Source organism: Candidatus Arthromitus sp. SFB-mouse-Japan, assembly GCF_000270205.1.
Classification (GTDB): Bacteria; Bacillota; Clostridia; order Clostridiales; family Clostridiaceae; genus Dwaynesavagella.
Window position 1 is genome coordinate 444,082 of record NC_015913.1, and the last position, 25,967, is coordinate 470,048.

The 25,967-nt window shown below is 26.8% G+C and carries 28 protein-coding genes; 26 read left to right on the forward strand and 2 right to left on the reverse strand.

What is annotated here, in order from left to right:
- Positions 1–12 precede the first annotated feature (12 nt).
- Together SFBM_RS02210 and SFBM_RS02215 are read left to right on the forward strand one after the other, a co-directional pair.
- Complete coding sequence (locus SFBM_RS02210; protein WP_005806909.1) at positions 13–534, forward strand: hypothetical protein; 522 nt, start codon at positions 13–15, stop codon at positions 532–534.
- A gap of 69 nt (positions 535–603) precedes the next feature.
- Positions 604–1,344: a YaaA family protein gene (locus tag SFBM_RS02215; protein WP_014017861.1), complete on the forward strand. Its 741-nt coding sequence runs from the start codon at positions 604–606 to the stop codon at positions 1,342–1,344.
- Positions 1,345–1,366: 22 nt separating this feature from the next.
- On the opposite strand, the gene SFBM_RS08130 is transcribed toward SFBM_RS02215, so the two are convergent.
- Complete coding sequence (locus SFBM_RS08130; RefSeq protein ID WP_242821357.1) at positions 1,367–2,152, reverse strand: ZIP family metal transporter; 786 nt, start codon at positions 2,150–2,152, stop codon at positions 1,367–1,369.
- A 410-nt stretch (positions 2,153–2,562) separates the two neighbouring features.
- Here SFBM_RS08130 and SFBM_RS02225 point away from each other — a divergent pair, with 410 nt between their 5' ends.
- From SFBM_RS02225 to SFBM_RS02310, 18 genes are all read left to right on the forward strand, one after another.
- Positions 2,563–3,201: a C40 family peptidase gene (locus SFBM_RS02225; protein ID WP_005806899.1), complete on the forward strand. Its 639-nt coding sequence runs from the start codon at positions 2,563–2,565 to the stop codon at positions 3,199–3,201.
- A 102-nt stretch (positions 3,202–3,303) separates the two neighbouring features.
- Positions 3,304–4,044: a hypothetical protein gene (locus tag SFBM_RS02230; RefSeq protein ID WP_007441234.1), complete on the forward strand. Its 741-nt coding sequence runs from the start codon at positions 3,304–3,306 to the stop codon at positions 4,042–4,044.
- Positions 4,045–4,364: 320 nt separating this feature from the next.
- The gene (locus tag SFBM_RS02235) at positions 4,365–5,384 is read left to right on the forward strand and encodes a rod shape-determining protein (protein ID WP_005806895.1); all 1,020 of its coding nucleotides are present in this window, start codon (positions 4,365–4,367) and stop codon (positions 5,382–5,384) included.
- A gap of 7 nt (positions 5,385–5,391) precedes the next feature.
- Positions 5,392–6,234, forward strand: coding sequence for a rod shape-determining protein MreC (gene mreC, locus SFBM_RS02240; RefSeq protein WP_005806893.1), 843 nt, complete (start codon positions 5,392–5,394; stop codon positions 6,232–6,234).
- A gap of 4 nt (positions 6,235–6,238) precedes the next feature.
- Positions 6,239–6,730 (forward strand): rod shape-determining protein MreD, encoded by a 492-nt coding sequence (gene mreD / locus SFBM_RS02245; RefSeq protein ID WP_005806890.1) that lies wholly within the window; start codon positions 6,239–6,241, stop codon positions 6,728–6,730.
- 74 nt (positions 6,731–6,804) lie between these two features.
- On the forward strand, positions 6,805–9,549 hold the full coding sequence (locus tag SFBM_RS02250; RefSeq protein WP_005806888.1) for a penicillin-binding transpeptidase domain-containing protein: 2,745 nt from the start codon (positions 6,805–6,807) through the stop codon (positions 9,547–9,549).
- Between the two features lie 20 nt (positions 9,550–9,569).
- Positions 9,570–10,208 carry a septum site-determining protein MinC gene (gene minC, locus SFBM_RS02255; RefSeq protein WP_005806886.1) on the forward strand — a complete coding sequence of 213 codons (639 nt, stop codon included), beginning with the start codon at positions 9,570–9,572 and terminating at the stop codon, positions 10,206–10,208.
- Between the two features lie 78 nt (positions 10,209–10,286).
- Positions 10,287–11,078, forward strand: a complete 792-nt coding sequence (gene minD / locus SFBM_RS02260; protein ID WP_005806884.1) for a septum site-determining protein MinD — start codon at positions 10,287–10,289, stop codon at positions 11,076–11,078.
- A gap of 17 nt (positions 11,079–11,095) precedes the next feature.
- Positions 11,096–11,368, forward strand: a complete 273-nt coding sequence (minE, locus tag SFBM_RS02265; RefSeq protein WP_005806882.1) for a cell division topological specificity factor MinE — start codon at positions 11,096–11,098, stop codon at positions 11,366–11,368.
- Positions 11,369–11,380: 12 nt separating this feature from the next.
- Positions 11,381–12,481: a rod shape-determining protein RodA gene (gene rodA, locus SFBM_RS02270; protein ID WP_005806880.1), complete on the forward strand. Its 1,101-nt coding sequence runs from the start codon at positions 11,381–11,383 to the stop codon at positions 12,479–12,481.
- Positions 12,482–12,619: 138 nt separating this feature from the next.
- On the forward strand, positions 12,620–13,372 hold the full coding sequence (locus SFBM_RS02275; protein WP_014017862.1) for a peptidase: 753 nt from the start codon (positions 12,620–12,622) through the stop codon (positions 13,370–13,372).
- Between the two features lie 627 nt (positions 13,373–13,999).
- Positions 14,000–14,311 (forward strand): 50S ribosomal protein L21, encoded by a 312-nt coding sequence (gene rplU, locus SFBM_RS02280; RefSeq protein ID WP_005806876.1) that lies wholly within the window; start codon positions 14,000–14,002, stop codon positions 14,309–14,311.
- 3 nt (positions 14,312–14,314) lie between these two features.
- Complete coding sequence (locus tag SFBM_RS02285; protein ID WP_005806875.1) at positions 14,315–14,662, forward strand: ribosomal-processing cysteine protease Prp; 348 nt, start codon at positions 14,315–14,317, stop codon at positions 14,660–14,662.
- Positions 14,652–14,939, forward strand: a complete 288-nt coding sequence (rpmA, locus tag SFBM_RS02290) for a 50S ribosomal protein L27 (protein WP_005806873.1) — start codon at positions 14,652–14,654, stop codon at positions 14,937–14,939. The genes SFBM_RS02285 and rpmA overlap by 11 nt, the downstream gene beginning before the upstream one ends.
- 87 nt (positions 14,940–15,026) lie before the next feature.
- Positions 15,027–16,319 carry a GTPase ObgE gene (gene obgE, locus SFBM_RS02295; RefSeq protein WP_005806871.1) on the forward strand — a complete coding sequence of 431 codons (1,293 nt, stop codon included), beginning with the start codon at positions 15,027–15,029 and terminating at the stop codon, positions 16,317–16,319.
- A 25-nt stretch (positions 16,320–16,344) separates the two neighbouring features.
- Positions 16,345–16,947 (forward strand): nicotinate-nucleotide adenylyltransferase, encoded by a 603-nt coding sequence (gene nadD, locus SFBM_RS02300; protein ID WP_007440329.1) that lies wholly within the window; start codon positions 16,345–16,347, stop codon positions 16,945–16,947.
- A 3-nt stretch (positions 16,948–16,950) separates the two neighbouring features.
- Positions 16,951–17,523, forward strand: a complete 573-nt coding sequence (yqeK, locus tag SFBM_RS02305) for a bis(5'-nucleosyl)-tetraphosphatase (symmetrical) YqeK (protein ID WP_005806868.1) — start codon at positions 16,951–16,953, stop codon at positions 17,521–17,523.
- Positions 17,524–17,537: 14 nt separating this feature from the next.
- Positions 17,538–18,428: an RluA family pseudouridine synthase gene (locus tag SFBM_RS02310; protein WP_005806866.1), complete on the forward strand. Its 891-nt coding sequence runs from the start codon at positions 17,538–17,540 to the stop codon at positions 18,426–18,428.
- A gap of 27 nt (positions 18,429–18,455) precedes the next feature.
- Here SFBM_RS02310 and SFBM_RS02315 read toward each other — a convergent pair whose 3' ends face one another.
- Entirely contained in the window at positions 18,456–19,325 is an 870-nt protein-coding gene (locus tag SFBM_RS02315) for a D-alanyl-D-alanine carboxypeptidase family protein (protein ID WP_005806863.1), read from the reverse strand.
- Positions 19,326–19,489: 164 nt separating this feature from the next.
- Here SFBM_RS02315 and SFBM_RS02320 point away from each other — a divergent pair, with 164 nt between their 5' ends.
- From SFBM_RS02320 to SFBM_RS02345, 6 genes are all read left to right on the forward strand, one after another.
- Positions 19,490–20,158: a helix-hairpin-helix domain-containing protein gene (locus SFBM_RS02320; protein WP_005806862.1), complete on the forward strand. Its 669-nt coding sequence runs from the start codon at positions 19,490–19,492 to the stop codon at positions 20,156–20,158.
- A gap of 59 nt (positions 20,159–20,217) precedes the next feature.
- A complete protein-coding gene (selD, locus tag SFBM_RS02325) occupies positions 20,218–21,249 on the forward strand; it encodes a selenide, water dikinase SelD (protein WP_005806860.1) in 1,032 nt (343 codons plus the stop codon).
- An 11-nt stretch (positions 21,250–21,260) separates the two neighbouring features.
- A complete protein-coding gene (gene selA, locus SFBM_RS02330) occupies positions 21,261–22,649 on the forward strand; it encodes an L-seryl-tRNA(Sec) selenium transferase (RefSeq protein WP_005806858.1) in 1,389 nt (462 codons plus the stop codon).
- A 4-nt stretch (positions 22,650–22,653) separates the two neighbouring features.
- Complete coding sequence (selB, locus tag SFBM_RS02335; RefSeq protein WP_007441412.1) at positions 22,654–24,555, forward strand: selenocysteine-specific translation elongation factor; 1,902 nt, start codon at positions 22,654–22,656, stop codon at positions 24,553–24,555.
- A 117-nt stretch (positions 24,556–24,672) separates the two neighbouring features.
- The gene (locus SFBM_RS02340; protein WP_005806853.1) at positions 24,673–25,356 is read left to right on the forward strand and encodes a hypothetical protein; all 684 of its coding nucleotides are present in this window, start codon (positions 24,673–24,675) and stop codon (positions 25,354–25,356) included.
- A gap of 98 nt (positions 25,357–25,454) precedes the next feature.
- Positions 25,455–25,967: a hypothetical protein gene (locus SFBM_RS02345; RefSeq protein ID WP_005806851.1), complete on the forward strand. Its 513-nt coding sequence runs from the start codon at positions 25,455–25,457 to the stop codon at positions 25,965–25,967.

A 25,967-nucleotide genomic window follows, 5' to 3' on the forward strand; every position in this document is an offset into this window, starting at 1 on the left:
AGGGAATATTATATGGTAAAGAATATAGTAATGTTGTGTGTGAGTCTTCTATTGTTGATGTTTTTAGTTAGTAATAAAGTTTCAGCACTTAAAGATAATACGCAGGAGTATTGTGTTGATAGTGAGATGTATTTTTTAAATAGTATTGGGATTGATAAGCTTAGGAATAATTTTGTGGATAAGTTTATTATTTTAGACGCTGATACTGAGAAAAATAATATTTTGATACGTGAAAATAGAGAATTAAATAATAAAATTAAAAAAAGATTAGATGAAATAAAAGTTGAGATTGGGAATAATATATGGAAAGAAATTAGAAATTATAAAAATGAAATAAATGATAATAAGATATCTACAAGAAATAGAATTAAGCAATTGATAAATGATCAAAAGCAGATTTTAGAGCTTGAAAATTATAGTGACGAATCTCTTTCGGAATTTATAAATGTGCTTATAAATGCTCAAAAGCTTAAACGAGAGAGTATCGAGTTTGAGAAAATACATTTAAATAAAATAAATGATTTGATATTATGAGAGTAAAGGCATATCTTGCCTTTACTTTTTTTAGTGTTAGAAATAATTTGGATTAAGGGGTGTACAAGAATGGTATCTATAATATCTCCTTCTATTATGATGAAAGAGGTAGACGATAATCATAAAAATCTAACTATACCGGTCTATATTGAAAAAACTAAGGAAATAGTAGATAAAATTAACTCGATGAGTGATGAAGAGATGAGTAAGTTAATGGTAATAGATGGAGATTTATTAAGAATTAATAGATTTAGGTATAATAAGTTTAGATTTGATTCAAATGGAAGTCCGGCAATTTTATCTTATACAGGAAGTGTATATAAAAATATTAATGCTAATGTATTTGATATAAATGATATAGAATTTTGTAAAGAACATATAAGAATTTTAAGTGGACTCTATGGGATTTTAAGACCTTATGATAGCATATACGAATATAGACTTGAGCTTAAGAGTAAATTAAGAATCGGAAAATTTAAAGATCTTTATGGATATTTTGGAGAATGTATTTATCAAAATCTTGTAAAACATGATAGGGAAATATTAAATTTGTGTTCAAATGAGTATAGTAAGGCTATAATTCCATATTTGTGTAGTAAGGATATGTTTATAACGTGTAGTTTTAAGATTAAGAGAAATAATATCATTAAATCTTATGCAATGGATTCCAAGATAACACGAGGGAAAATGGTTAATTTCATTATAAAAAATAAAATTGATAAATATGAAATGTTAAAAGAATTTGATGACAATGGATATTTATTTGATAAGGCATTATCAAATAAATATGAATATGTATTTACAAAGTAGAGGTACTCATAATTGAGTATCTCTACTTTAAAATTATATCTAACATTAATAACAATAAGAAACCAAAAACGAAACCAATTGTACCGAAATTTTTGTATGAGCTCGAGTTATATTCAGGAATAATTTCATCTACAACAGTTATTATGATTGTACCTGCGGCAAAAGCTAAGATTATAGGCATATAACTTACGAGTATAGTTGATAGAAGTACACCTATTATTCCACCAATTGGTTCTAGAAGGCCTGGAATGGATCCGATAAAGAACGATTTTAAATTTGAGTATTTTTCATTTTTAAAAGGTATTGATAGAGCAAATCCTTCTGGGAAATTTTGGAGTACCATAGATAGAGATAATGCGATTGCTCCAGCAAAGCTTCCTAAATTTTCGGATTTAGTCAATGAAAATGCAATCCCTATAGAAATTCCCTCTATTAAATTTCTTAGAGCAGATGATAAGATGAGTAGAAATTTTTTTCTTGCAGATAATGTTACAGGTAGATTTATCCTTAGTATTATATTGGATATTAATTTATCTAGTAATTTAAGTAAAATAGCTCCTAATATAAAACCTAATGATATGCCTAATAAATTATTTAGTTTGTTTTCAGATAATTCAGTTGCAGGAATAATTAATGACCATATAGATGATGAGATCATAATACCAGCAGTAAAACCTAAAAATATTTTATAGCACTTTATATTTAAACTATTTTTAACAAAGAAGATGCATGATGAACCTAATATAGTTGAAAACATTGCAAATATTGTATTCATTAATGTAAGAGTCAAAGGTGAAAATATATCCATTTCAATATTAAATACTCCCATGATTACTTAGAAAAATGAAAAAGTAAATTTTGTATTATACTATTAATATGATATATATTTGTTACTTGAAATTAAATTTTTAAAATTTTAGCTACTTTGATTAGGTTTTAAATTTAAAATGTGCATAAAAAAGATGTGATTAAGTTAATAAAATATTAAATATATCATAAATAAATATTATAATATTAAAATATTTCAATAAATATTATTAAATAGATAATTTGTTGGTTTGATTTTTTGATTTATAATGTTATAGTATAAATGGACCTTGCTAATGGTAAATATGTTGAATAGAGAATTAGATTAAAATTAGAATCATTGTCATCATGTTTAAGTGGTTTGATTGTTTGATTTGCATTTAATTTGGTTTTAAATTTTAGGAGGTTTTCATGAACAGTAGATTAAAAAGGTTTTTGGTAGTTTTAGTACTTAATTTTGTTTTGACTGCGAGTTTTCCAAAAGCTGAACCGCTACCTGTTAGTGAACAAGATGGACAGTATAGTAATAATGAAGAGATTGCAGTAACTATTTATGATAAAATAGTTACTGGTCAGACATCTATTAATATTTCGAACGATAGTGATTTAGAGATAAGAGCTGATATTGATGTTAATGAAGTTGAGAAAAGCAATGTAGTATCTAAAGAGGTAAGTTATAATCAGGAATTAGGAGTTAGAATTGCCGATTTTGCGAAGAGTTTAATTGGCAAACCGTATATGTACGGTAAAACAGGCCCAAATTCATTTGATTGTTCTGGATTTGTTAAATATGTATATGGAAATTTTGGGATTAATCTTCCAAGAACTAGTCAAGCACAAGCATATGTAGGAACTAGAGTAAGTAGAAGTGAATTAAAGCCAGGGGATTTGGTTTTTTCTAACACTTATTCATCTCTATCACATGTAGGAGTTTATGTAGGAGATGGAAAATTTGTTCATGCTGCGAATTCTAGTACCGGTGTTACTGTTTCTAGTGTGAATGATGGATATTATGGTGCTAGGTATGCATGGTCTATGAGACCTTATTAAGTGGCGATACTTTTAAAGTATCGCTTTTTGTTTTTAAATTATATTATAATTATAAAAAAACCACATATATATTTTTATATAAATTATATATGGAGGGATAAAATGAAATATAGAAGAGCAACAGTTAATAAAAGAAATATAAAATATGGGGATTTAATTAAATTTATTACATCTTTTGTGTTGGTTTTAATATTATCAATATTTATTTCTAGTAATATAGCTAGTTTTATATATGAAAGCAGTACATATAAAAAATCGGAAATTGATCTTGTAAGTGAAGAAAATGAAAATAATGAGAAATTAGAAGAAGAAAAATTAGAGAATTATTCTAAAAGTTTATTAAGTAATAATATAGTTTTGTTTCAGGGAGGAGTATTTAATGACTTAGATAATGCTGAAGAATTCAGAAGAAAGATAGATAATAAAGTATTATCTAGTATTGTAAATGATGGCAAATATGAAAGAGTAATCTTAGGAGTATCCACTAAAAATAATTTTTTAGATATGGCGGATTTTTTGAAAAAGAATAATATTCAATTTGTGAAACAAGTTTACAAAATTCCATTAAATGTTGAATATAATGAGGAAATATTGAAGATATTAGAGATATTTTCTAATTTTATTTTGAATGATATAAAAAATGTATTGAGTGATGAGGTGGATGTAACAGACCTTAAAAGCGATATTGATTTTTTAGATATAAATTATGGGAATAAAGGATCTTATAAGTTATTTAATGATTTAAGGGATTTAATACTTGACTTAGATGATAAAGTTGAAAAAGAAGATTTAGAAAGTGTATTTAATTTTGTATATTCAAGTTTTGCTGATTATAAATTATAGTGTAAAACAGTGTATAATTTTGCAAAAATATATCTATTAGTGTTTATTTATGCTTGTTAAAATTATTACTAAATGATAAAATAATAATTAAATTTTGTGTTTATAATGCATTAATATGAAGTAGTATGTGTGTTCATTTTAGTTGATTAATCCAAAAAATACAAAAATTGTATATTTATTGAATAATAACAAATAAAAATGTAACAATATTTAAAGAAATAATGTGGTAGTGTTATGTTGAGAAATTAAAAAATCATAGTAGTATTTTATCGAACCAAGTTTTGTTAAAAATGATTGTTTTATTTGAAAGGAGATAATTTATGGGATTATTTGGCATAAGTAAAGATATGGGCATAGATTTGGGAACTGCTAATACGCTTGTATATGTTAAAGGCAAAGGTATAGTCTTGAGAGAGCCATCTGTAGTTGCTATAAATGATGTTACGAAGAGGGCTTTAGCTGTAGGAAGAGAAGCTAAGCAAATGATTGGAAGAACACCAGGTAATATTATAGCCATAAGACCTTTAAAAGATGGAGTTATAGCTGATTTTGAAGTTACTCAAACTATGTTAAAGAAGTTTATAGAAAAAGTTACTTCAAGAAGTATTTTAGCTAGTCCAAGAATAATAGTTTGTTTTCCATCTGGGGTAACGGGTGTTGAAAAGAGAGCCATTGAAGAGGCAACAAAGCAGGCAGGAGCTAGGGAAGTTGTTTTAATGGAGGAGCCTATGGCAGCGGCAATAGGTGCTGGATTACCAGTTGATGATGCTACCGGAAGTATGATAGTAGATATAGGTGGAGGTACAACTGAAGTAGCCGTTATATCATTAGGGGGAATTGTTACGAGTAAATCATTAAGGATTGCTGGAAATGAATTAGATCAATCTATAACTAGTTACATAAAAAGAGAGTTTAACTTGATGATTGGTGAAAGAACAGCTGAACAGGTTAAGATGGAAATAGGATCTGCATTTCAGTTAGATGAAGTAGAAAGAGTCATAGATATAAAGGGTAGAGACCTTATTACAGGATTACCTAAGACTATAAAGGTTACAGAGGATCAGATAAGAGATGCTTTGAAAGAACCTGTTTCTGCAATAATTGATTCCATAAAAACTACTCTTGAGAAAACGCCACCTGAGTTAGCAGCAGATATTATGGAAAAAGGCATAATGTTAGCTGGTGGAGGAGCATTGTTAAGAAATTTAGATGCTTTAATAAATCATGAGACTCATATGCCGGTACATATTGCAGAACAACCGTTAGATTGTGTAGCATTAGGAGCTGGGAAAGCATTAGAAAATTTTGATAGAATAGCTAAAAATCAAAGAGGACATTAAAATTTAGATGAAATTCATGAAAAATAAGATAAATCTTATAATATCTTTGTTAATTATAATCATGATTGTTCTCATATTATTTTCTTCTCAGAGGACTAGTAAATCTTACATTGAGGGCATAACAGGAAATGTAATGAATCCTATACAGAAGGTTATGTATAATATTTCTAAATCTATATCTGATATATATTATGGAGTAATGCATTATTCAGAATTGATGGGTAAATTGGAAGATTTAAATGAGGAAAATGGAAGGTTGAAATCTGAAATTATAGAGTATTCTAAATTAAAGGAAGAAAATGATAAATTGCGGGATATATTAAATTTAAAAGATAGATTGGATGATTATACATTTGTAGGAGCAAATATTATAGGGAAAAATGGATCGTACACGAATGATTACATAGTAGATGTAGGTATAAAAGATGGACTCGAAAATGGCATGATAGTTGTGGCAAATGGAGGACTGTTTGGAATGGTTATATCTGTATCCGATTATTGGAGTATTATATCTCCAATAATTAATGGAAGTATATCGGTAGGAGGTATAGTTCAAAGGACTAACGGAAGTCAAGGGATAGTTAAAAAATATAAGAATTCGTCTGGAAATTACATACTTAAGATGGAGTATGTACCTATAGATGAAGATGTAGTTGTGGGGGATATTATTGTTACTTCTGGATTAGGAGGAGTGTATCCGTCTGGAATAATTATCGGGGAGGTTATATCCATAGAAAATGATAAAAGAAATTTAAGTAAAAGTATTTTAATTAAATCCCATATAGATTTTGATTTTGTGAGCAATTTATTTATAGTAATCCCCAAAAATAAATATAAGGTAGAATACTAAAATTATGAAGTTTTTATTATTATTTATTATAGGTATATTTTTTTTCTTATTAGATATATCGGTAATTCCTCTTTTTACTATAAATGGTTCGTATACAAGTTTAACTAGTGTATATTTTTTTATATGTTGTATGAATATTGAAAAATATGAAATTGTATATTTTTCTGTTGTTATAGGATTTCTCCAGGATGTGTTTTTTATTAATGGGTTTGGAGTTAATATATTTTTAAATATTATTTTAGGTGTGTTATTTTATTATGTATCTATTAAATATAATAAGAACAAATATTTTTTATCTGTGTTAATTGTGTCTATATTTTGTATATTTAAGAGTTTTATTACGAATATATTTTTAATGATATTTTTGGGTGTAGGTATAAGTGGTTTATATATGATTTATGAATTGATTTATATATTTGTTTTTTCAGTTTTTTTGTATTTGTTTTTAGGTAGAATATTTAAAGGGAGATTGTTTAAGAAGTCACTAGAATTTTAACTAACGGGGGGATTAAGATAAATATTAAGCATAGAAATAGTACAGATTATAGATATTTGGTAATTGTCATATCTATGTTTGTACTTTTTTTTATTATAATAATTAGATTATTTAATCTTCAAATTATAGGATTTGAGGACAACTTAAAATTATCAACATATTATTCTCAAAGGCAAGTATCTATAAGGGCATCTAGAGGTGAAATATTAGATAAGAATGGAGAGGTTCTTGCTACTAATGTAGAAAGTTACATACTAGAATATTCAGGCATTAATAATAGTGATAGCTTTTTTGAAGTAATTACAGAGGTTCTTGATATATTGGATAAAAATGGTGAAGATTTATATAATAATTTTGAAATAAAGGTTGATCCATTTAGATTTGAATTTGCAGTGACCTCTGAGTCTGAGATAAGAGGCAAAGAGCTTAGATTTAAAAATGATAGAGGTTATTATGATAAATTGAAGAAGAAATATTTTTCTTCTATTAGAGATTTGACAGACAATCAAAAAAGAGAATTGGAAGATAGTATTATAAATATAAAAGCCGAAGATATGTTTTATGATTTAATAGAGGAGTACGATTTATATAAGCTATTGGATAGTTCATTTGAAATGAAAAATAGTACTGGAAAGGAAATATATGATAAATTAATTAAAAAATTTACACCTAAACGTATAAGAGATTATGTTTTTATAAGAGATAGTATTAAAATGAATAGTTTTTCTGGCTTTAATCCTATAATATTGGCAATTGATTTGGACAAGGAAACTGCTTTTGAAATAATGCAAAAGGAGATTATGTTAAAAGGTATAACAGTTTCACCTAGATCTATAAGATATTATCCTGAAGGAGAGTTTGCATCTAATATTATAGGTTATATAGGTGCAATAGATGATAATCAAAAAGAAAAATATCAGAAAGATGGTTATAATACCTCATATGATACAATTGGAAAGTCTGGTATAGAGGCTATATTTGAATCTAATTTAAGAGGAAAACATGGAAGTAATATTATAAAGGTTGATAATAATGGTACTAAGAAGGAAGATATTATGCAAATTGACCCAATACCTGGAGATAATATTTATTTAACTATAGACAAGAAGTTACAGAAAGTAACTGAACGGGCATTGAATGATGTAATGACTGGATTACAGAATACAGGTAATGGACATGGAACAGGGCTTGATACAAGTAATGCAACGCGTGGTGCCGCTGTTGTTATTGATGTTAATAATGGAGATATATTATCATTAGTATCATTACCTAATTATGATCCTAATGTGTTTGTTAGTGATGAAAATATGACTCCAGATATAAGAAAACAATATTTTGCTACTGATCTTAAAGAATTTGGAGAAGAATATATAGAAAGTAGAAAGTTAAATATAGATGTAGATGAATTATTTCCATTATCAGATATTAATGATCCTAATAGTTTAAGAGAAGATCCAAATGATGTATATCCAAAGGTGTTTTTTAACTATGCGACCCAAGGTTTAATACCTCCAGGATCGACATTTAAGCCTTTGACAGCAATAGCTGCACTTGAGGAAGGGGTTATTGGACCTAATGAAACTATAAAAGATAATTTAGTATTTGAAGCTTATAATAATAAATGGACAAATCTTGTTAATTATACACTTGGAGACATTGATGTTAGAGATGCGTTAAGATCATCAAATAATCACTACTTTTATCAAGTTGCATATAGACTGTATAATAAGGAAGGATTTTCTAATAAAGAAGGATTAGATATATTGGCTAAATGGGCATGGCAATTTGGATTAGGTAGACCACCCAATACAACAAATTATATTTCTACAACAGGTATAGAATTGATAGAAACCACAGGGCAAGTATTTAATTTACAAAGTATGAAATCAAATGTAATAGCTTTATCTACATATAATATAATAGATATTTTAAATAAGGGGGAGTTTGGCAGATATATATTTAATCCAATAGATATATCTAAAAAGACCACAGATAGTGAAAAATTATCGAAATTAAAGAAGGAAATTAAAGACTTCGTAAAGAAAATATTAGATGAAGATTTGCCATTAGACGTGGATAAAGGAATATTGAAAGAAAAAACTGATTATTTAAATTCAAATTTAAACATGTTATTTTCTGATATAGTTAATTATTACAATGAAGAGTCTGATACTGAGTATACAAATAATGATATTGAAAATATGACAAATGCGATAACAGAATATACAATATATTCATTAAGAACTGAAATTTATACTCCAGGGAATGTTATAAATGCATCTATAGGTCAAGGTATAAGTTTATTTACGCCTATACAGCTTGCAAATTATATTGCAACTCTTGTCAATGGGGGTATAAGATATAAATTAAATTTAGTAGATAAGATAGTAGATATAGATAATAATATAGTTAAAGAATATAAACCTGAAATATTAGATAAAGTTATTTTAAAATCTGAAAATGTGGATGCTGTAATAGAAGGCATGAGAAGAGTTACTAGGAATGGTAGCACTGCAAGTGTATTTACTAATGGTCATTATTTTCCTATTGAAACAGGTGGCAAAACAGGTACAGCAACATTTAAAGAAAATGGAATGCAAGAAAGAGTTGGTAGAGCGGCATATGGTGTATTTGTTGGATTTGCACCTATAGATGATCCAAAGATAGCTGTATGTGTAGTTATATATGATGGTGGTCATGGATATTTTAGTTCTTATGTAGCTAGAGCAATATTTGAGGCATATTTTAAGGATGAATTACAAAAAAATTATCCTGAATATATTCCAATGTTTCCTTATGCATATACTTTAATGGATTAATTTTTGGAGGGGAAGTTATTATGGATAGCAACGGAGTTAAAATTAAGGGTGTTAGAGAAGGCTTAGAAATAATATTTGATGATGAAAAATATACATATGATAAGTTAGCTGTTGAATTGATAGATAAGATGAAAGGAAATTTAAGGTTTTTTCGTGAATCTTCTATAAAATTGATTATAGATTTTAATAAAATTGATAATGATATTCTTAAAGATATTAGAGGATTTTTTGAGAGAGATCTAAAGGTAAAAGAATTTATTTTAGAGGATAAGAATAGCTATTACATAGAAAATAGTACTTATTTTAATGGTATAGACGAAGGTAAAACAAAGTTTATATATAAGACAGTTAGGAGTGGACAAAAAATATTTTTTAATGGGAATATAGTTGTTATAGGTGATGTAAATAGTGGAGCTGAGGTTATATCTACAGGGAACATAGTAATTTTAGGAGAATTAAAGGGTAGAGTTCATGCTGGATTTAAAGGTAATGATAAAACTATAATTGCAGCATTTAAATTATCTCCAGAAATTTTACAGATAAGTGATATTGTTTCTACATCTCCAGATGGAGATAATCCAAGATATCCTGAGGTAGCTAAATTAAAAAATGGTTGTATTGAGGTAGAACCATATAGTATAAATAAATATGTATACTAGCAAAAATTTCCATATACAATTTATAGTATATTGATTAAATATTAATATTATAATGATATAGTTAGTGGGAGGTATGTTATGAGCGAATCAATAGTTATAACATCAGGAAAAGGTGGTGTAGGCAAAACAACAACAACTGCAAATATTGGAACAGCACTTGCTTCTTTTGATAAAAGTGTAGTAGTTGTTGATGGGGATACAGGATTGCGAAATTTAGATGTATTGATGGGATTAGAAAATAGAATTGTATACACGTTACTAGATGTAGTTGAAGGTAAATGTAAACTTAAACAGGCTATTATAAAAGATAAAAGATTTAATAGTTTATATTTACTTCCTACAGCACAAACTAGGGATAAGAATGATATAACAACCAAACAAATGCAGAAATTAGTTAATGAGTTAAAACAAGATTTTGATTATGTTTTAATAGATTGTCCGGCAGGGATTGAACAAGGATTTGAGAATGCTGTTATAGGTGCTGATAGAGCTATAGTTGTAGTTAATCCTGAAATAACATCTGTGAGAGATGCGGATAGAGTCATAGGGAAATTAGATGCAAAAGGATTAGATAGACATCAATTAATAATTAATAAGTTAAATTATTCTATGACTAAAAAAGGTGATATGCTGGATGTAGAGGATATAATGGATACGCTATCTATAAAATTGTTAGGAGTTGTTCCAGATGATAAAAATATAACTATATCTACTAATAAAGGTGAACCAGTGGTATTATCAAATAAATCTAAAGCTGGAAATGCTTATATAAATATTGCACGGAGATTGATGGGAGAAGAGATTCCATTTATGAATTTGGTAGAAGGGAACAATATATTAAGATCGTTAGTTAATATATTCAAGAAATAATAATTGGGGGCGACATAATGATTAGATTACTTCATAATAGACCTTTATCAAAAGATATCGCTCGGGATAGGTTAAAAGTTATAATAATAAATGATAGAGAAGGGATAACGCCTTATGTTTTGAATATAATTAGGAGTGAGATATTAACAATAATTTCAAAATATATTAATATTGATACTAATAAAGTTACATTTGATTTAACAAATAGTTCACATGATAATGCAGGATATAGTTATTCTGAATTGGTAGCTAAAATTCCTTTATATAGAGATAATATAAATAGTAAGTAAAGGTGAATTTTATTGAAACATGTTTTGTTTAAGTTTCGTCAACTTAGAAAAATTGATTTTATTCTTTTAATTAGTGTTGTAATTTTGTGTTTATATGGAGTAATAAATATATTTTATGCTACTAATTTTAATTCAGCTAGAAAGCAGTTGCTATTTGTATTGATATCTTGTATTACATTATACATAATATTATTTATAGATTATTCATATTTTAAAAAGTTTATTCCTATTATTTATTTTTTAAATATAGCATTATTGATATTTACTAAATTATTCAGTAAAGAAATTAATGGAGCGAATGCATGGATACAAATAGGTAATTTTACATTACAACCAGCAGAATTTATGAAAATTTCGCTAATATTAATGATTTCAAAGGTTATAGATGAGGGGAGTAATAAAATAAATGATAAAAAATCTATATATAAATTAGCGTTTTATATTTTATTACCATTAATTGCTATTGTTATACAACCTGATATGGGTATGACTATAGTTTGCTTTGTAATGAGCATAGGTATATTATTTATAGCTGGTATAAATATAAAGATATTTTTTGCTGGTTCACTTTTAAGTATATTTTCTATTTTATTAGTATGGGATACCAATTTATTACCTGAGTATTGGAAAAATAGGATTGTATCTTTTTTAAATCCTGCATTGGATTCTATGGGAAATGGATTACAGGTTTCTCAATCAAAGATAGGTATAGGTATAGGCGGTTTTATGGGTAGAAATGGTAATAGCAGTTATGTTTCACAGTTTGTACCTGAACCACAAAATGATTTTATATTTTCTATTATAGGAGAATATTGGGGGTTTTTAGGATCAGTTTTGTTATTAGTTGTATATATAATTATAATAATGAGAGTATTGAAAATAGCACGAACGGCTAAAGATAAGTTTGGTGAGTTGTTCTGTATAGGTATGGTTTTTTATATTTTATATTCTGTATTTCAAAATATAGGTATGACTATAGGGTTGATACCAGTGACGGGTATTAATTTACCTTTTGTGAGTTATGGAGGAAGTTCTATATTGAGTAATATGATAGGAATAGCTATAGTTTTGAATATTAATATGAGAAAACAAAGTATAGTTTTTATAGATTAGTAATATATAATATACTTAAAATATATTTATATAAAATAATAATATATTTTAGGTATTTTTATGAGTTATTTTAAAATATTAAAGATAATTTTAGTTATTTTATATAGTTTTTTTATCATAGGAGGTTATAAATATTTATTGCTATCATTGATAGCAATATTTGTACATGAGATAACCCATTTGTTATTTTTAAAACTAAGTAGTATTTATACTTTTAAATTAAAATATATTATATTGGGATTCAGTATAAATTTAGATGATTGTAATATATCAAATAATAAGTTGCTTGTACTTTATTTTATAGGTAGTTTATCTAATATAATTTTAGGCTTAGTATTAAATTTAATACAAATATTATTTGGAATAGATATATTTAGAGATTTTATAATGGCGAATTTTGTTATTGGATTTATTAATTTATTACCAGCATTTCCATTAGATGGATCGAGTATATTAAGAAATATATTGATTAGATTTATTGACTGTAAAATAGTGAATTATATTAGTATTTGTTTTAGTTTTTTAATAGGTAGTGTTATATTAATTTATGGTTTAATTTTTAATGGCTTAATGGAAATAAGTATAAATTATTTAATTTTATCCATTTTTATATTTATTAATACATTCAATGAGTTTATACGTTTTAATAAATTCAACAATATTATTTATAATTTGGGAAATAGTTGTAAGTGTAAGTCAACCATAATATCAGTGCAACTAGGGAGTATAAGGACATTGTTTGATACTATTAAATTATATATGGATTATGATATAAGTGTATTTTATATTGTTAGTACGGAATTTGAAATTATTGATGTTTTATTTATAAAAGATATATTTAGATATTATAGGATATATGGGAATATAAATTTTTTAGATTTATATAAATGATTTATATAATATTAGGTATATATTGGAATATTTAAGCTATTTATGATTAATAATTTAGTAGTGGTATTAAGTAAGTGCGATACCACTTTTTTATTTTTTAGATAAATAAGATTTATTTTGTATAATTTACTATTTTTAAAATTCTGGCGATATATTGATTTGAGTTTGAATAATAAGTTATTTATTGTTAATTTTATGTAATTTATAATTGATATATACTTATATAAAAATCGGTGTGTATAGTGTGTGTTGTTTTTATTTGAAAATAATATATTTATTATAAATAAAGTTATTTTAGGTTTTAAATTTATTTTAATTATTTAAATTTGTAGTTTTTTTCTAATATATAGGACTTTATAGTGATAATTTATAAAATATCGTGTTACATAAGCTAGGAGTGTATTATCAATAAATTTTTCAAACTACTTGTTATTTTTATATTACTTTACTGTAAATTTTATTTAATTTTTGTTATTAATGTTCAATTATTCAGCTAAAAACAGATAAGGTAGATTGCAGAATATAAAAAATATGATATAATAGGAAAGGTATCCGCACTTGATTGGGTTTTTAAAAGTTGTGTTACCTAATGAGGCGAGTCTTAGTTTATTGAGGAGGATTATAGTGATGCATGCCATTGTAGAAACAGGTGGAAAGCAGTATAGAGTTAAAGAAGGAGATACTGTGTATGTTGAAAAGCTAGATTTGGATATTGATTCATCTAGTGAATTTGATAAAGTTTTAGCTATATTTGATAAAAATAACATTAAATTAGGTAGCCCGTTTTTAAAAGGTGCTAAGGTTAAATTTGATGTTGTTGCGCATGTTAAAGGTAAGAAAATAATTGTTTTTAAGTATAAGCCTAAAAAAGATTACAGAAGAAAGAATGGACATAGGCAGCCGTATACTAAGATTACTATTAGTAAGATTGAGTGTTAATTAGTGATTAAAGTAGAATTGATACATAAAAAAGATAAGCTCTTTGGGTTTAAGGTCTATGGTCATTCTGGTTATGATATATCAGGAAGAGATATTGTTTGTGCTGCAGTTTCATCAATTACACAAAGTGTTATAATTGGGTTGAATAAGGTTATATGTGATAATTTTTGTTATTGTGTTGATAAAAAAAAACCATTAGTTTATGTTAATATATCTGATTATAAAGAAAGTGATATTGAAAAAGCGCAAATATTGTTGAATACTTTTAAGTACACATTAAGAGAACTAGTTAATGAGTATAGGAATTATATTAAAATAGAGATGAAGGAGGACAATGGAGATGAGGTTTGATATCCAGTTATTTGCATCTAAAAAAGGTGTAGGTAGTTCTAAAAACGGTAGAGAAAGTCATTCAAAGAGATTGGGAGTTAAAAGGTCCGATGGTCAATTCGTTTTAGCTGGTAATATATTAATGAGGCAAAGGGGAACTAAAATACATCCAGGTTTGAATGTAGGATTAGGTAAAGATCATACTTTATTTGCAAAAGTTGATGGTGTTGTAAAATTTGAAACATTTGGTAAGGGTAGAAAAAGAGCTAGTGTTTATCCAGTTGAAGTTACTGTCTAAATTTGGATTATTTGTTTAAAGGGTGATTAATTAATGTTAATCATCCTAATTTTTTAATTAAAATTATTTTGAAGGAAGTTAAAGATTATGTTTATAGATGTAGCTAAGATTTATGTTAAATCAGGAAAAGGTGGAGATGGTTGTGTTTCTTTTAGGAGGGAGAAGTATGTACCTTTAGGTGGACCTGATGGTGGTGATGGTGGAAAAGGAGGGGATATCATATTTGAAGTTGATCACAATATTAATACTCTAATTGATTTTAGGTATAATAGTAAATTTTTAGCAGAAGATGGGGGGGATGGAGGAACTTCAAAGTGTTATGGTAAAGATGGAAAAGATGTTATTATAAAAGTACCTGAAGGGACAATTTTAATACATTCTGAAAGTGGTAAAGTTATAAAAGATTTATCTAGTGAAAATAGTAGGTTTGTTTTACTAAAAGGTGGCAAAGGTGGTAAGGGAAATTGTAAATTTTGTACACCTACTAGGCAAGCACCAGATTTTGCTGAGCCTGGTATGCCTCATGATGAAATGAACTTAACTTTGGAGCTTAGACTTATCGCAGATGTAGGATTAATTGGGATGCCAAATGTTGGAAAATCTACTTTGATATCAAAAGTTAGTAATGCAAAACCTAAAATTGCTAATTATCATTTTACAACATTACATCCGAATTTGGGGGTTGTTGATTATAAAGGTATAAGTGGATTTGTTATTGCAGATATTCCAGGAATAATTGAGGGAGCATCGAAGGGTATTGGTCTTGGACTTGAGTTTTTAAGGCATATTGAAAGAACTAGAGTACTTGTACATATATTAGATATTTCGGGGATCGAAGGAAGAGATCCCATAGATGATTTTAAATTAATTAATAATGAACTTGCTGAGTATAATTATGATTTGATGAATAGACCTCAAATTGTTGTTTTGAATAAAGGTGATATGTTATATGATGGAAGAGAAAAGATTCAGAACGTTAAGAATGTTATTAAATCTCTCGGGTATAGTGATGTATTTGAAATATCGGCGGTTACTGGAAATGGATTATTGGAGTTACTTAGGAATGTAAAAAAATTGGTTGATAAGACACCAAAGCCTATTTTGAACTTTGAAGAAGATGAAGTGTATGTTTTTGAACCTAAAAGATTTAGTTATACTATTTCAAAAGAAGTCAATGAATTTGGGGATGAATATTATTTAATTACTGGAAGTTTTGTTGATAGATTACTTAATTCTGTGAATATTTATAATTTTAGTTCGCTTAGATATTTTCATAAAGTTTTGACTAATAAGGGCGTTATTGATGAACTCAAATTGATGGGAGTACAGGAAGGTGACCTTGTTAGATTGAATGATTTCGAATTTGAATTTATAGGATAGAAATTTTTATTCGAGGTGTTTGAAATTGAAGATAGGAGTTTTGGGTGGGACATTTAATCCTATTCATAATGGACATATTAATATAGCTAATAAAATATATAATGAATTTAAATTAGAGAAGGTTTTATTTTTATTGAATAAAATACCTCCTCATAAGAATTACATAGAACTTTTAAGTGATCATGTTAGGTTAGAAATGTTGAGAAAAGCTATCAAAGATTATGTGTATTTTGATATTGAGTATTATGAACTAAAAAAAGACTCAATATCTTATACTTATGAAAGTTTGGAATATTTGAAAAATCATTTTGGATATAATGAATTATTTTTTATAATTGGTTCAGATAATCTAATTAATTTTGAAAGTTGGAAGGGAATCGATAGAATATTTAAAAGTGCAGTTATTGTGGTTTATTTAAGATTAGATAGTCATCTAAATGATGTATTAAATCTTAAGAAATATTATGAGGATGTTTACAATGCACATATAAAGATATTTTTAGGAGAAATAATTAATTTATCTTCAACTGAGATTAGAGAAAAGATTATTAAAAATGAGAATATTTTTGGACTTGTTCCAAATGATGTTTATGATTATATTATCTCAGAGAGATTGTATTTGGAGTGAATTATGGATTTTTTAGCTGTTGATAGGTATATAAAAGAAAATCTTAATAATTTTAGATATGAGCATACTCTAAGAGTTGTGGATATGGGTATGATTTTATGTAATAAGTTATCTTATTGTGATGAGGAAAAAGTTAAAATTGCTTGTTATTTTCATGATGTAGGAAAGAATTTACCTGAAGATACGATTTTAAATATGACACTTAATGAAGGATATGAATTAAATGAATATGAATTGAAGAATATACATATCTTTCATGGCGTTGCATCTATGGTAATTGCAAGAGATAAATTTAATGTAGATGATATACAAATATTAAATGCTATTAAAAATCATGTTACAGGTGCAGAAGATATGTCTATTATTGATAAAATTGTATTTCTTGCAGATTTTTTTGAGATGGGGAGAAATTTTGAAAGAGTTTATAAATCTAGGGATGCTGCTTTGATTGATTTGGATTTAGATAAATCTATGTTATTTGCTTATAATTCTATAATTGTAGAGCTTTTAGAAAAAGGAAGATTTATTCATGAGAATACTATAAAAGCGAGGAATTTTATTTTGAAAAATTTGTGAAAGGATAGTATGAATTGGATTTTTTAGAATATGAGATTTTAGATGAAGTAGATGGTTTAAAGATTAGAGATTATTTGAAATATGATAAGAAATTGAGCTCCAGGTTTATTAAGCAGTCTGCTATTGAGAAAAGAATTTTTGTAAATAATTTAAGTGTTAAGCTTAATTATTATTTAAAAAAAGGTGATAAGATAAAAATAAAGATACATAGAAAGAATGAAACTCAAAGTATTGTTCCAATTCAGGTGGATTTTGAAATTGTGTATGAGGATAGTTTTATTTTGATTGTAAATAAACCTAAAGATTTGGTTGTATATCCTAGTAAAAGTCATGATGTATCTTTATCTAATGGTATAATGTATTATTTTAAAACTAATAATATTGATTCAATTGTAAGACCTGTAAATAGATTAGATATGAATACAACAGGTCTTTTAGTTATAGCGAAGAATCAATATTCCCATATGTTTTTATCTAATTGTATGATTGATAATATTTTTTATAAAGAGTATATAGCTATTGTTCAAGATAATATGAAAGATACTAAGGGAATCATTGAGAAAAATATTTTTAGACCTTCTGAAGATTCTGTAAAAAGGACTGTGCATGATAGTTATGGTAAATTTGCTAGAACTATATATGAAGTTGTGAAAAGATTTGATAGTTGTGATTTAGTAAGAGTTAAGATAGAGACAGGTAGGACCCATCAAATACGTGTACATATGAGTTATCTTGGCAATCCAATTGTAGGAGATAAAATGTATGGGAGTTGTGTTTCAAGTGTATCTAGATATTTGTTGCATGCATATAAAATTAAATTTCCTCATCCATATACTAATGATATCATGGAGTTTAAAGTTGATATTCCAAGTGATATGATGGATTATATAAAAAAACCAAAATAATCTTAATGATTAGATTATTTTGGTTTTTTATTTTGATGAGATACTTATCTTTTTGATTTTACTAAAACCATAGTTAAATAGATTGATTATATCTTGAAGATATTCATCCTTGCTTGAAGCTTTTAGTGCTACAGCTATTAAATCCACATTATTATTCCTTGCAGATGCAGCAAATGTATATTGAGCAGGTGTCGTGAACCCTGTTTTTCCTAATAATGCGTGTTCATAATAATATTTTCCGTTTTTTAAGATCAATTGATTTTGATTATATATGTTAAAGGAATCTCCACTTGTTCCAAGTATATCATGTGATTTTGATGTTGATATTTCTATAAATTTTTTGTTTTTGATAGCGTAAGATAAAATTTTACTTAAATCATATGCACATGTATAATGTTTATCGTTATGTAAACCACTTGCATTTACGAAGTTTGAATAGTATGCACCTATAGTTTTGGCTTTTTTATTCATTAGTTTTGAGAAATTTTCTTCAGATCCACATGTATGTTCGGCTAGTGCTATTGCACAATCATTTCCTGAATTTAATAGTAATCCATATAGTAAATCCTCAACTGTATATAATCCACCTTGGCAAAGTCCAACTTTAGTGCCGTTGATACTCGAAGCTTTTTTAGAAACCTCGACTCTTTCATTTAAATCAAGTGTTTCTAAAACTACTATTGCTGTTAAAATTTTTGTTGTTGATGCTGGGTAGAACTTATCATACGCGTTCTTTTCGTATATTATGCTAGATGTTTGATGTGTAATCAGTATTGCAGATTTACTATTTATTATCAAATTTGGATCTGTTAAACATTTTGCTCTTATTGGTAGTGATATAAAATTTATCAATATGTATATAAAAATTAACTTATGTAACTTATGTAAGGTTCTCATTTAATCCTCCAGAACAAAAACTAAAAGCATTCTTTATTATTTACAACTTGTATTTAAATTATTAATTAATATAAGGATATATTTTGTAAAAAGTTGAGTGTTTTTTGTTTAAATAATATTTAAAAATGGAATTAATATTAAAAAATATTTTGTTGGGGGACATCATGTTTAAAAAAGATAATTTGGTTAAAGTTGTATCTATGGGTATAGTTGGAATTGTATTTTTATCGGTATTTTTTATTTACAATAAATCAGCTAAAAATAGTTACAATGAAGTTGTTTCTTTAAATGAATTTATTCATGATGATAAAAATCAAGATGAAATCATTGAAAATAATTTTTATTTATCAGAGGAGGATAACATTAAGAAGACTATTTTTGTTGAGGTTAAAGGTGAAGTTCTGAATCCGAATGTGTACAAGATGGAAGAGGGGAGTATTGTTTATGATTTGATTTTGATGGCAGGAGGTATTACAGATAAAGGTAGTCTTGATGATATTAATCAGGCACGTGAAATTAAAAATGGAGAATGTATTATTGTACGTTCTATAGATGATGAGGGGGTTTTAGATAAGCAAGATTTTGTAGATAGTCGATTTAACGAGACATCTTATAGGCATAGTGGGAGTGATAATAATTCATTTCTTATTAATATTAATACTGCATCAAAGGAAGAGCTTAAGACTTTAAATGGAATTGGCGATGTTTTAGCAGATTCTATTATAGAGTATAGGGAAGAGAATGGAGTATTTGAATCTATTGATGATATAAAGAATGTATCTCGTATTGGGAGTAAGACTTTTGAAAAATTTAGAGATAAAATAACAGTTTAAAATAATATTTAAAGATGTTATAATTTAGTTTATTAGATTTTGGAGGAGGGATGTTTAGGATGTATAGCAAATATAAACTTACACACCTTAGTCAAACTTCTGGGTGAGGAGCTAAGATAGAGCCGGAGGTTCTTTCGAATATTTTAGATAAATTACCAGTTTTTAATGATAAAAATTTAATTGTTGGATTCGAAAATAATGATGATGCGGCTGTATATAAGTTCGGGGATGATTTAGGAATTATATCTACCTTAGATTTTTTTACTCCAATAGTTGATGATCCATATGTTTTTGGACAAATTGCTGCTGCAAATTCTTTAAGTGATGTTTATGCTATGGGAGGAATACCTGTACTTTGCCTAAATATTGTTGGTTTTCCTAAATGTCTTCCTATTGAGGTTTTATGTGATATTTTAAAAGGTAGTGCAGATAAGGTAAAAGAGGCTGGGGCTATCGTTACTGGAGGTCATTCAATTCAAGATAATGAACCTAAATTTGGACTTTCTGTTATTGGTAAAGTTTGTCCTGATAGTGTTTATAAAAATTATGGAGCGAAGATTGGAGATAAGCTTGTTCTAACTAAAAGGCTTGGTGTTGGGACGATTATTACGGCGATAAAAGGAGAGATTTGTTCTGACGATGCTTATAATGATGCTGTTGCTTCAATGACTACTTTAAATAAATATGCGTATGAGGCTTCCATTGGTATAAAAATAAATGCTTGTACAGATATAACAGGATTTTCACTTTTAGGTCATGGATATGAGATGGCATATGGTTCTAAAGTTTCATTACATTTGGATAAAAAAAGTATTCCAGTGATTGAAAGTTCTATTGAATACTTAAGAAATGGATTTATTCCAGAAGGTACGTATTCTAATAAAAAATACCTATCCAATAATGTTTATTGCAAATGTGAAGAGTGGGTCGAGGATATATTATTTGAACCACAAACGTCTGGAGGATTATTGTTTTCTGTTGAAGAAGATGATTTGGAAAGGTTTAAGAAAAATTTGGAGAGTAGACACGTTTTTTACAAAGTGATTGGCGAGGTTAGAAAACTTGAAGATAAATTTTTATATGTAGAATAAAAAGGAATGATATGTTATTGAAAAATTTATATAAGAAGATTCCTAAGGTTGATGAATTATTGAGTTTGGATAATGTTAAAGAGGCACTTGAGTTATATCCGAGGGAAGTTGTATTGAATATATTAAGAAATATTTTAAATACATACCGAGAGATGATTAGGGATGGAAAAGTTTTTGATATAAGTTTTCAAATAATATCACATATATTTAATGATGAATTACGTAAGGAATTGAGATATAGCATTAGGAAAGTTATTAATGCAACTGGTGTAATAGTACATACAAATCTTGGAAGAAGTAAAATATGTGAAGATGGCATTAGGCATATGATTGAGGTTGCAGAAAATTATTCAAATTTGGAGTATGATTTAGAACAAGGATCAAGGGGTAATAGATATTCTCATGTTGAGGGAATTATATGCAGAGTTATTGGTTGTGAGTCAGCTCTTGTTGTAAATAATAATGCAGCAGCTATAATGATTGTATTAGATACTTTGTGTAGGAATACAGAGGTAATTGTTTCAAGGGGAGAACTTGTTGAGATTGGAGGATCTTTTAGAATTCCTGATGTTATGAAGTTTAGTGGAGCTATATTGAAAGAAGTAGGGTGTACTAATAGAACTCATTTATTTGATTATGAGAATGAGATAAATGATAATACTAGTGCTTTTCTTAAAGTGCATTCTTCTAATTATTATATTGGAGGTTTCACGAAAAAAGTTAGTATTAAAGATTTAAGTGAACTTAAGGAGAAGTATAGAAAAATAATAATTGAAGATATTGGTAGCGGTTCTATAATAGATTTGTCTAAATATGGCATTAGATTTGAAGGTAATTTAGTTCAGACATCTCTGATGGATGGCGCTGATATTGTAACTTTTAGTGGTGATAAAATGCTGGGTGGACCACAAGCAGGAATTATTGTTGGTAAGAAACATTTGATTGATAAAATAAAGAAGAATCATTTGTTGAGAGCTTTGAGAGTTGATAAGTTTATTCTTGCTTCTTTGGAATCAACTTTTAGATGTTATTTAGATGAAAAGTTCGCGATTAAGAATATACCCACTCTTAAGATGATTACATATGAATTAGGATTTTTAAAAAAAAATGCTCTTGAGTTACTTGAGAGACTTAATAAAATAAAAGGTTTTAATATAAAAGTTGATAAGGGATTTTCTATTATAGGTGGAGGATCTATGCCAAGAGAGAAAATAGGAACGTATGTTTTATTAATTAAACATGATAATATGTCTGTATATGAAATTGAAAGAAGGTTAAGAAACAATACCATTCCTATTATAGTAAGAATTGAAGATAATTTTGTTAAGTTAGATGTTCGAACTATAGAAAAATGTGAATTTGATGAAATTTATAGAGCATTTATTAAATTGGAGTGTTAGAAGATTGAAAAATATTATATTAGGTACAGCGGGACATATTGATCATGGGAAGACCTCGCTTATAAAATGTTTAACTAATATTGATACTGATTCATTAGAAGAAGAGAAAAGAAGAGGAATATCTATAAATTTGGGATTTGCTTTTTTTGATTTGCCATGTAAAATTAGGGTAGGAGTTATAGATGTTCCTGGACATGAAAAGTTTATTAAAAATATGATAGCAGGTTCAGTTGGAATTGATATAGTTCTCTTAGTTATTGCTTGCGATGATAGTATAAAGCCTCAAACTAGAGAACATATAGATATTTTAAGTTTTCTTAATATTGATAAGGGAATAATTGTCCTAACTAAAAGAGATTTAGTTGATGATGAGTGGTATGAGTTTATAAAAAGTGAAATAAAAAATGAATTAAAAGGTACTTTTTTAGAAAATTCTGTTGTTGTGGGGTTTTCATCTAAAACTAGAGATGGATATGATGAACTTGTTAATGAAATAGAAAGATTAATTGATTATGATGATTATAAGAGTTCTGATGGTATATTTAGGATGCCTATTGATAGGTGTTTTAGTTTGAGTGGTTTTGGAACTATTGTAACAGGAACTATAATGTCTGGTAAAATTAGTTTAAATGAGAGTATATTTATATATCCATCTGGTATTGAGTGTAAGGTTCGTAATATTCAAGTTTATGAGGAAAATAAAAAAGAGGCATTCTCAGGTCAGAGGTGTGCAATAAATTTATCTAATGTTAAGAAGGAAATAAAAAGAGGAGATGTTGTATCAACAAATGCTTCATTAGCTTTAAGCTATATGATAGATTGTAGGTTTTATTCAGTTAAAAATTTAAGTAAAGATATATTAAATGGCCAGAGAGTACGTTTTCTCCATGGAACTAGTGAAGTAATGGGTAGAATACATATTTTAGATAAAGAAAATATTGGGAAAAATTCTGAGGCTTATGTTCAAATTCATTTAGAGAAACCTATTTTATGTTTAAAGGATGATAGATATGTGGTTAGAATGTATTCTCCTGTATTAACAATTGGTGGGGGGTACATTATAAATCCATTAGCTAAAAGGATTAAAGATAATAACGTAAAATATTTAGAAGAAGTTAAAATAAAAGAGAAGGAGCTAAACGAAGAATACTTAGCATTATTAATTGAAAATGATAAGAATTATATAATTGATATTAAATATATTTGTAAAAATTATTTATTATTAGAAGATGAAATCTTAGATAAATTTGATATCTTGGTTAGTAATGGTATATTGATTGATTTTCACGATGGGAATAATAGATATTTTATTCATAAAAATAATTTAGATAAGATTTATTTAGAAATTAAAAATATACTTACTGAATATCATTCTAAAAATAAATTCAGAATTGGTTTTTTAAAAGAAGAATTAAGAGGTAAATTGAATTTAAAAGAATTTAAGCCTAAAATTTATATGCTTATACTTAATTATTTTGAAGATATGGGATATATAAAGTCTACATCAAAATATATTTCATTGAGTGATTTTAAAATAGAGTTATCAAATGACATAAATAAAATGATTGATGGAATTATTAATGAATATAAGGAGTCTAAGTTTGTACCACCTAAGATTAAGGATTTAGAGAATAAGTTTGATTGTAAGGATTTTATGGAGGTACATTATTATTTAGAGGAAATTGGAGTTTTATACAAAGTTAATTCAGAGATGTATGTTTTAAGGGAAGATTTTATATCTGCAAGAGATAGGATAATTAATTTTATAGCAAAAAATGGGTTTATTGACCTTAATTTGGCAAAAGAACTTTTAAATTCTAACAGGAAATATTCTGTTTTTTTTCTTGAACATTTAGATCAATTAAAGATAACTGTAAGGAAAGATAATATTAGGGTTTTGTTTTGATAGATGGTGCATTAGTTTGTATCATCTTTTTTTATTTTAAGATAAATATTATTATATGAATTTTTAAGTTTTAAATGGAGAAAATAATTTCGATATATTATAGGGAGGGGATATAGGTTGACATTTACTAATGTTTTTTTAGGTATAGCGATATTTTTAAATAGTATAAGTTTTATAAGCTCTAGTAAAGCTTGCAAAAATCAATCATCTGTAGAAAAAAGTGACATAATGGTTTTAAATTATAATGAGGATTTATTTGATTTATATGAAAGTTCTCCCAAATATTTTTTAGATAGTTTGGTATATGAAAGCAGAGTAAAGGGTATATTAAACAAAAATTTTGAGAAAAGTTTTGATGAATTTTACGATCAAATTAATACTAAGATATCTTTTTTGGAAGGAGAAATAGAGAAGATTGAAAATAATACGCAAGCATTCTCTAGTGAGTACATATTTCATAGGAAAAATCACATAATGACAGAAATTCAAAATTTAAGGAATAGGATAGAGAATATGAGTACGCGAGAAAAGAGAAAGCTCATATGTTATGAATATAGGAATACAGATGTAAATAATTATGAAGGGATTTTAGGATTTAGTGTTATATATGCTGATAAAGATAAACCATTTCTAATTGGAACTGTAGCAATGCCTGATTATATTGGTAAGATTGAACCGTTAATTACATTTAGATCTTTGGATACATATAGGTCTAAGTATAAAACAACAGCTGATAAATTTTATACTGAACCACTGAATTATTTTGACAGGTATTTTTTAGAAACGGTAGGATTTAAATAAATTATTAAATATTATTTATAAACTTGTAAAATCAATTAAAATAAATTAAATTATAAATAACAAATTGTTTACATGTATGATTTACGAAAGGAATACGAATGATAAAAGTTATAGAGGCTTTTGATGATGACTTCTTAGAAGATTATTTGCTAAGAGAAATTGGTTTTACTGCTGGATTTCATAATAGTATTTTGTTTTATGATTATGTTGTAAAAGACAGATTATTTAAATTTATTTTGGAGTATTTTAATAAGAACTCTATTTATATAATAAGTGGATTTAATATGAAACCATATCTAAATATAACGGAAAATATTTATGATATATTAAATATTGATTTGGATATGGATTCTTGTAATAATTCAATTTTTGATATGTATTGCAATATTTTAGATTTTAAAATGATTAATCGTCAATTTCATTTTTTGACTTATATGGATAAATTAAAGAGTATGATTATTACATCTTTATTGAGTAAAAATAAGGTTATAGTGTTTGATTGGACTTATTCTGATGATGTAATAAAGTGTGCAGAAGAATTAATGGATAAGATAAATACTTTAGGATTATTTTCAGATAGAGTATTTATTGAATTTAAAAAAGCAAGTTGA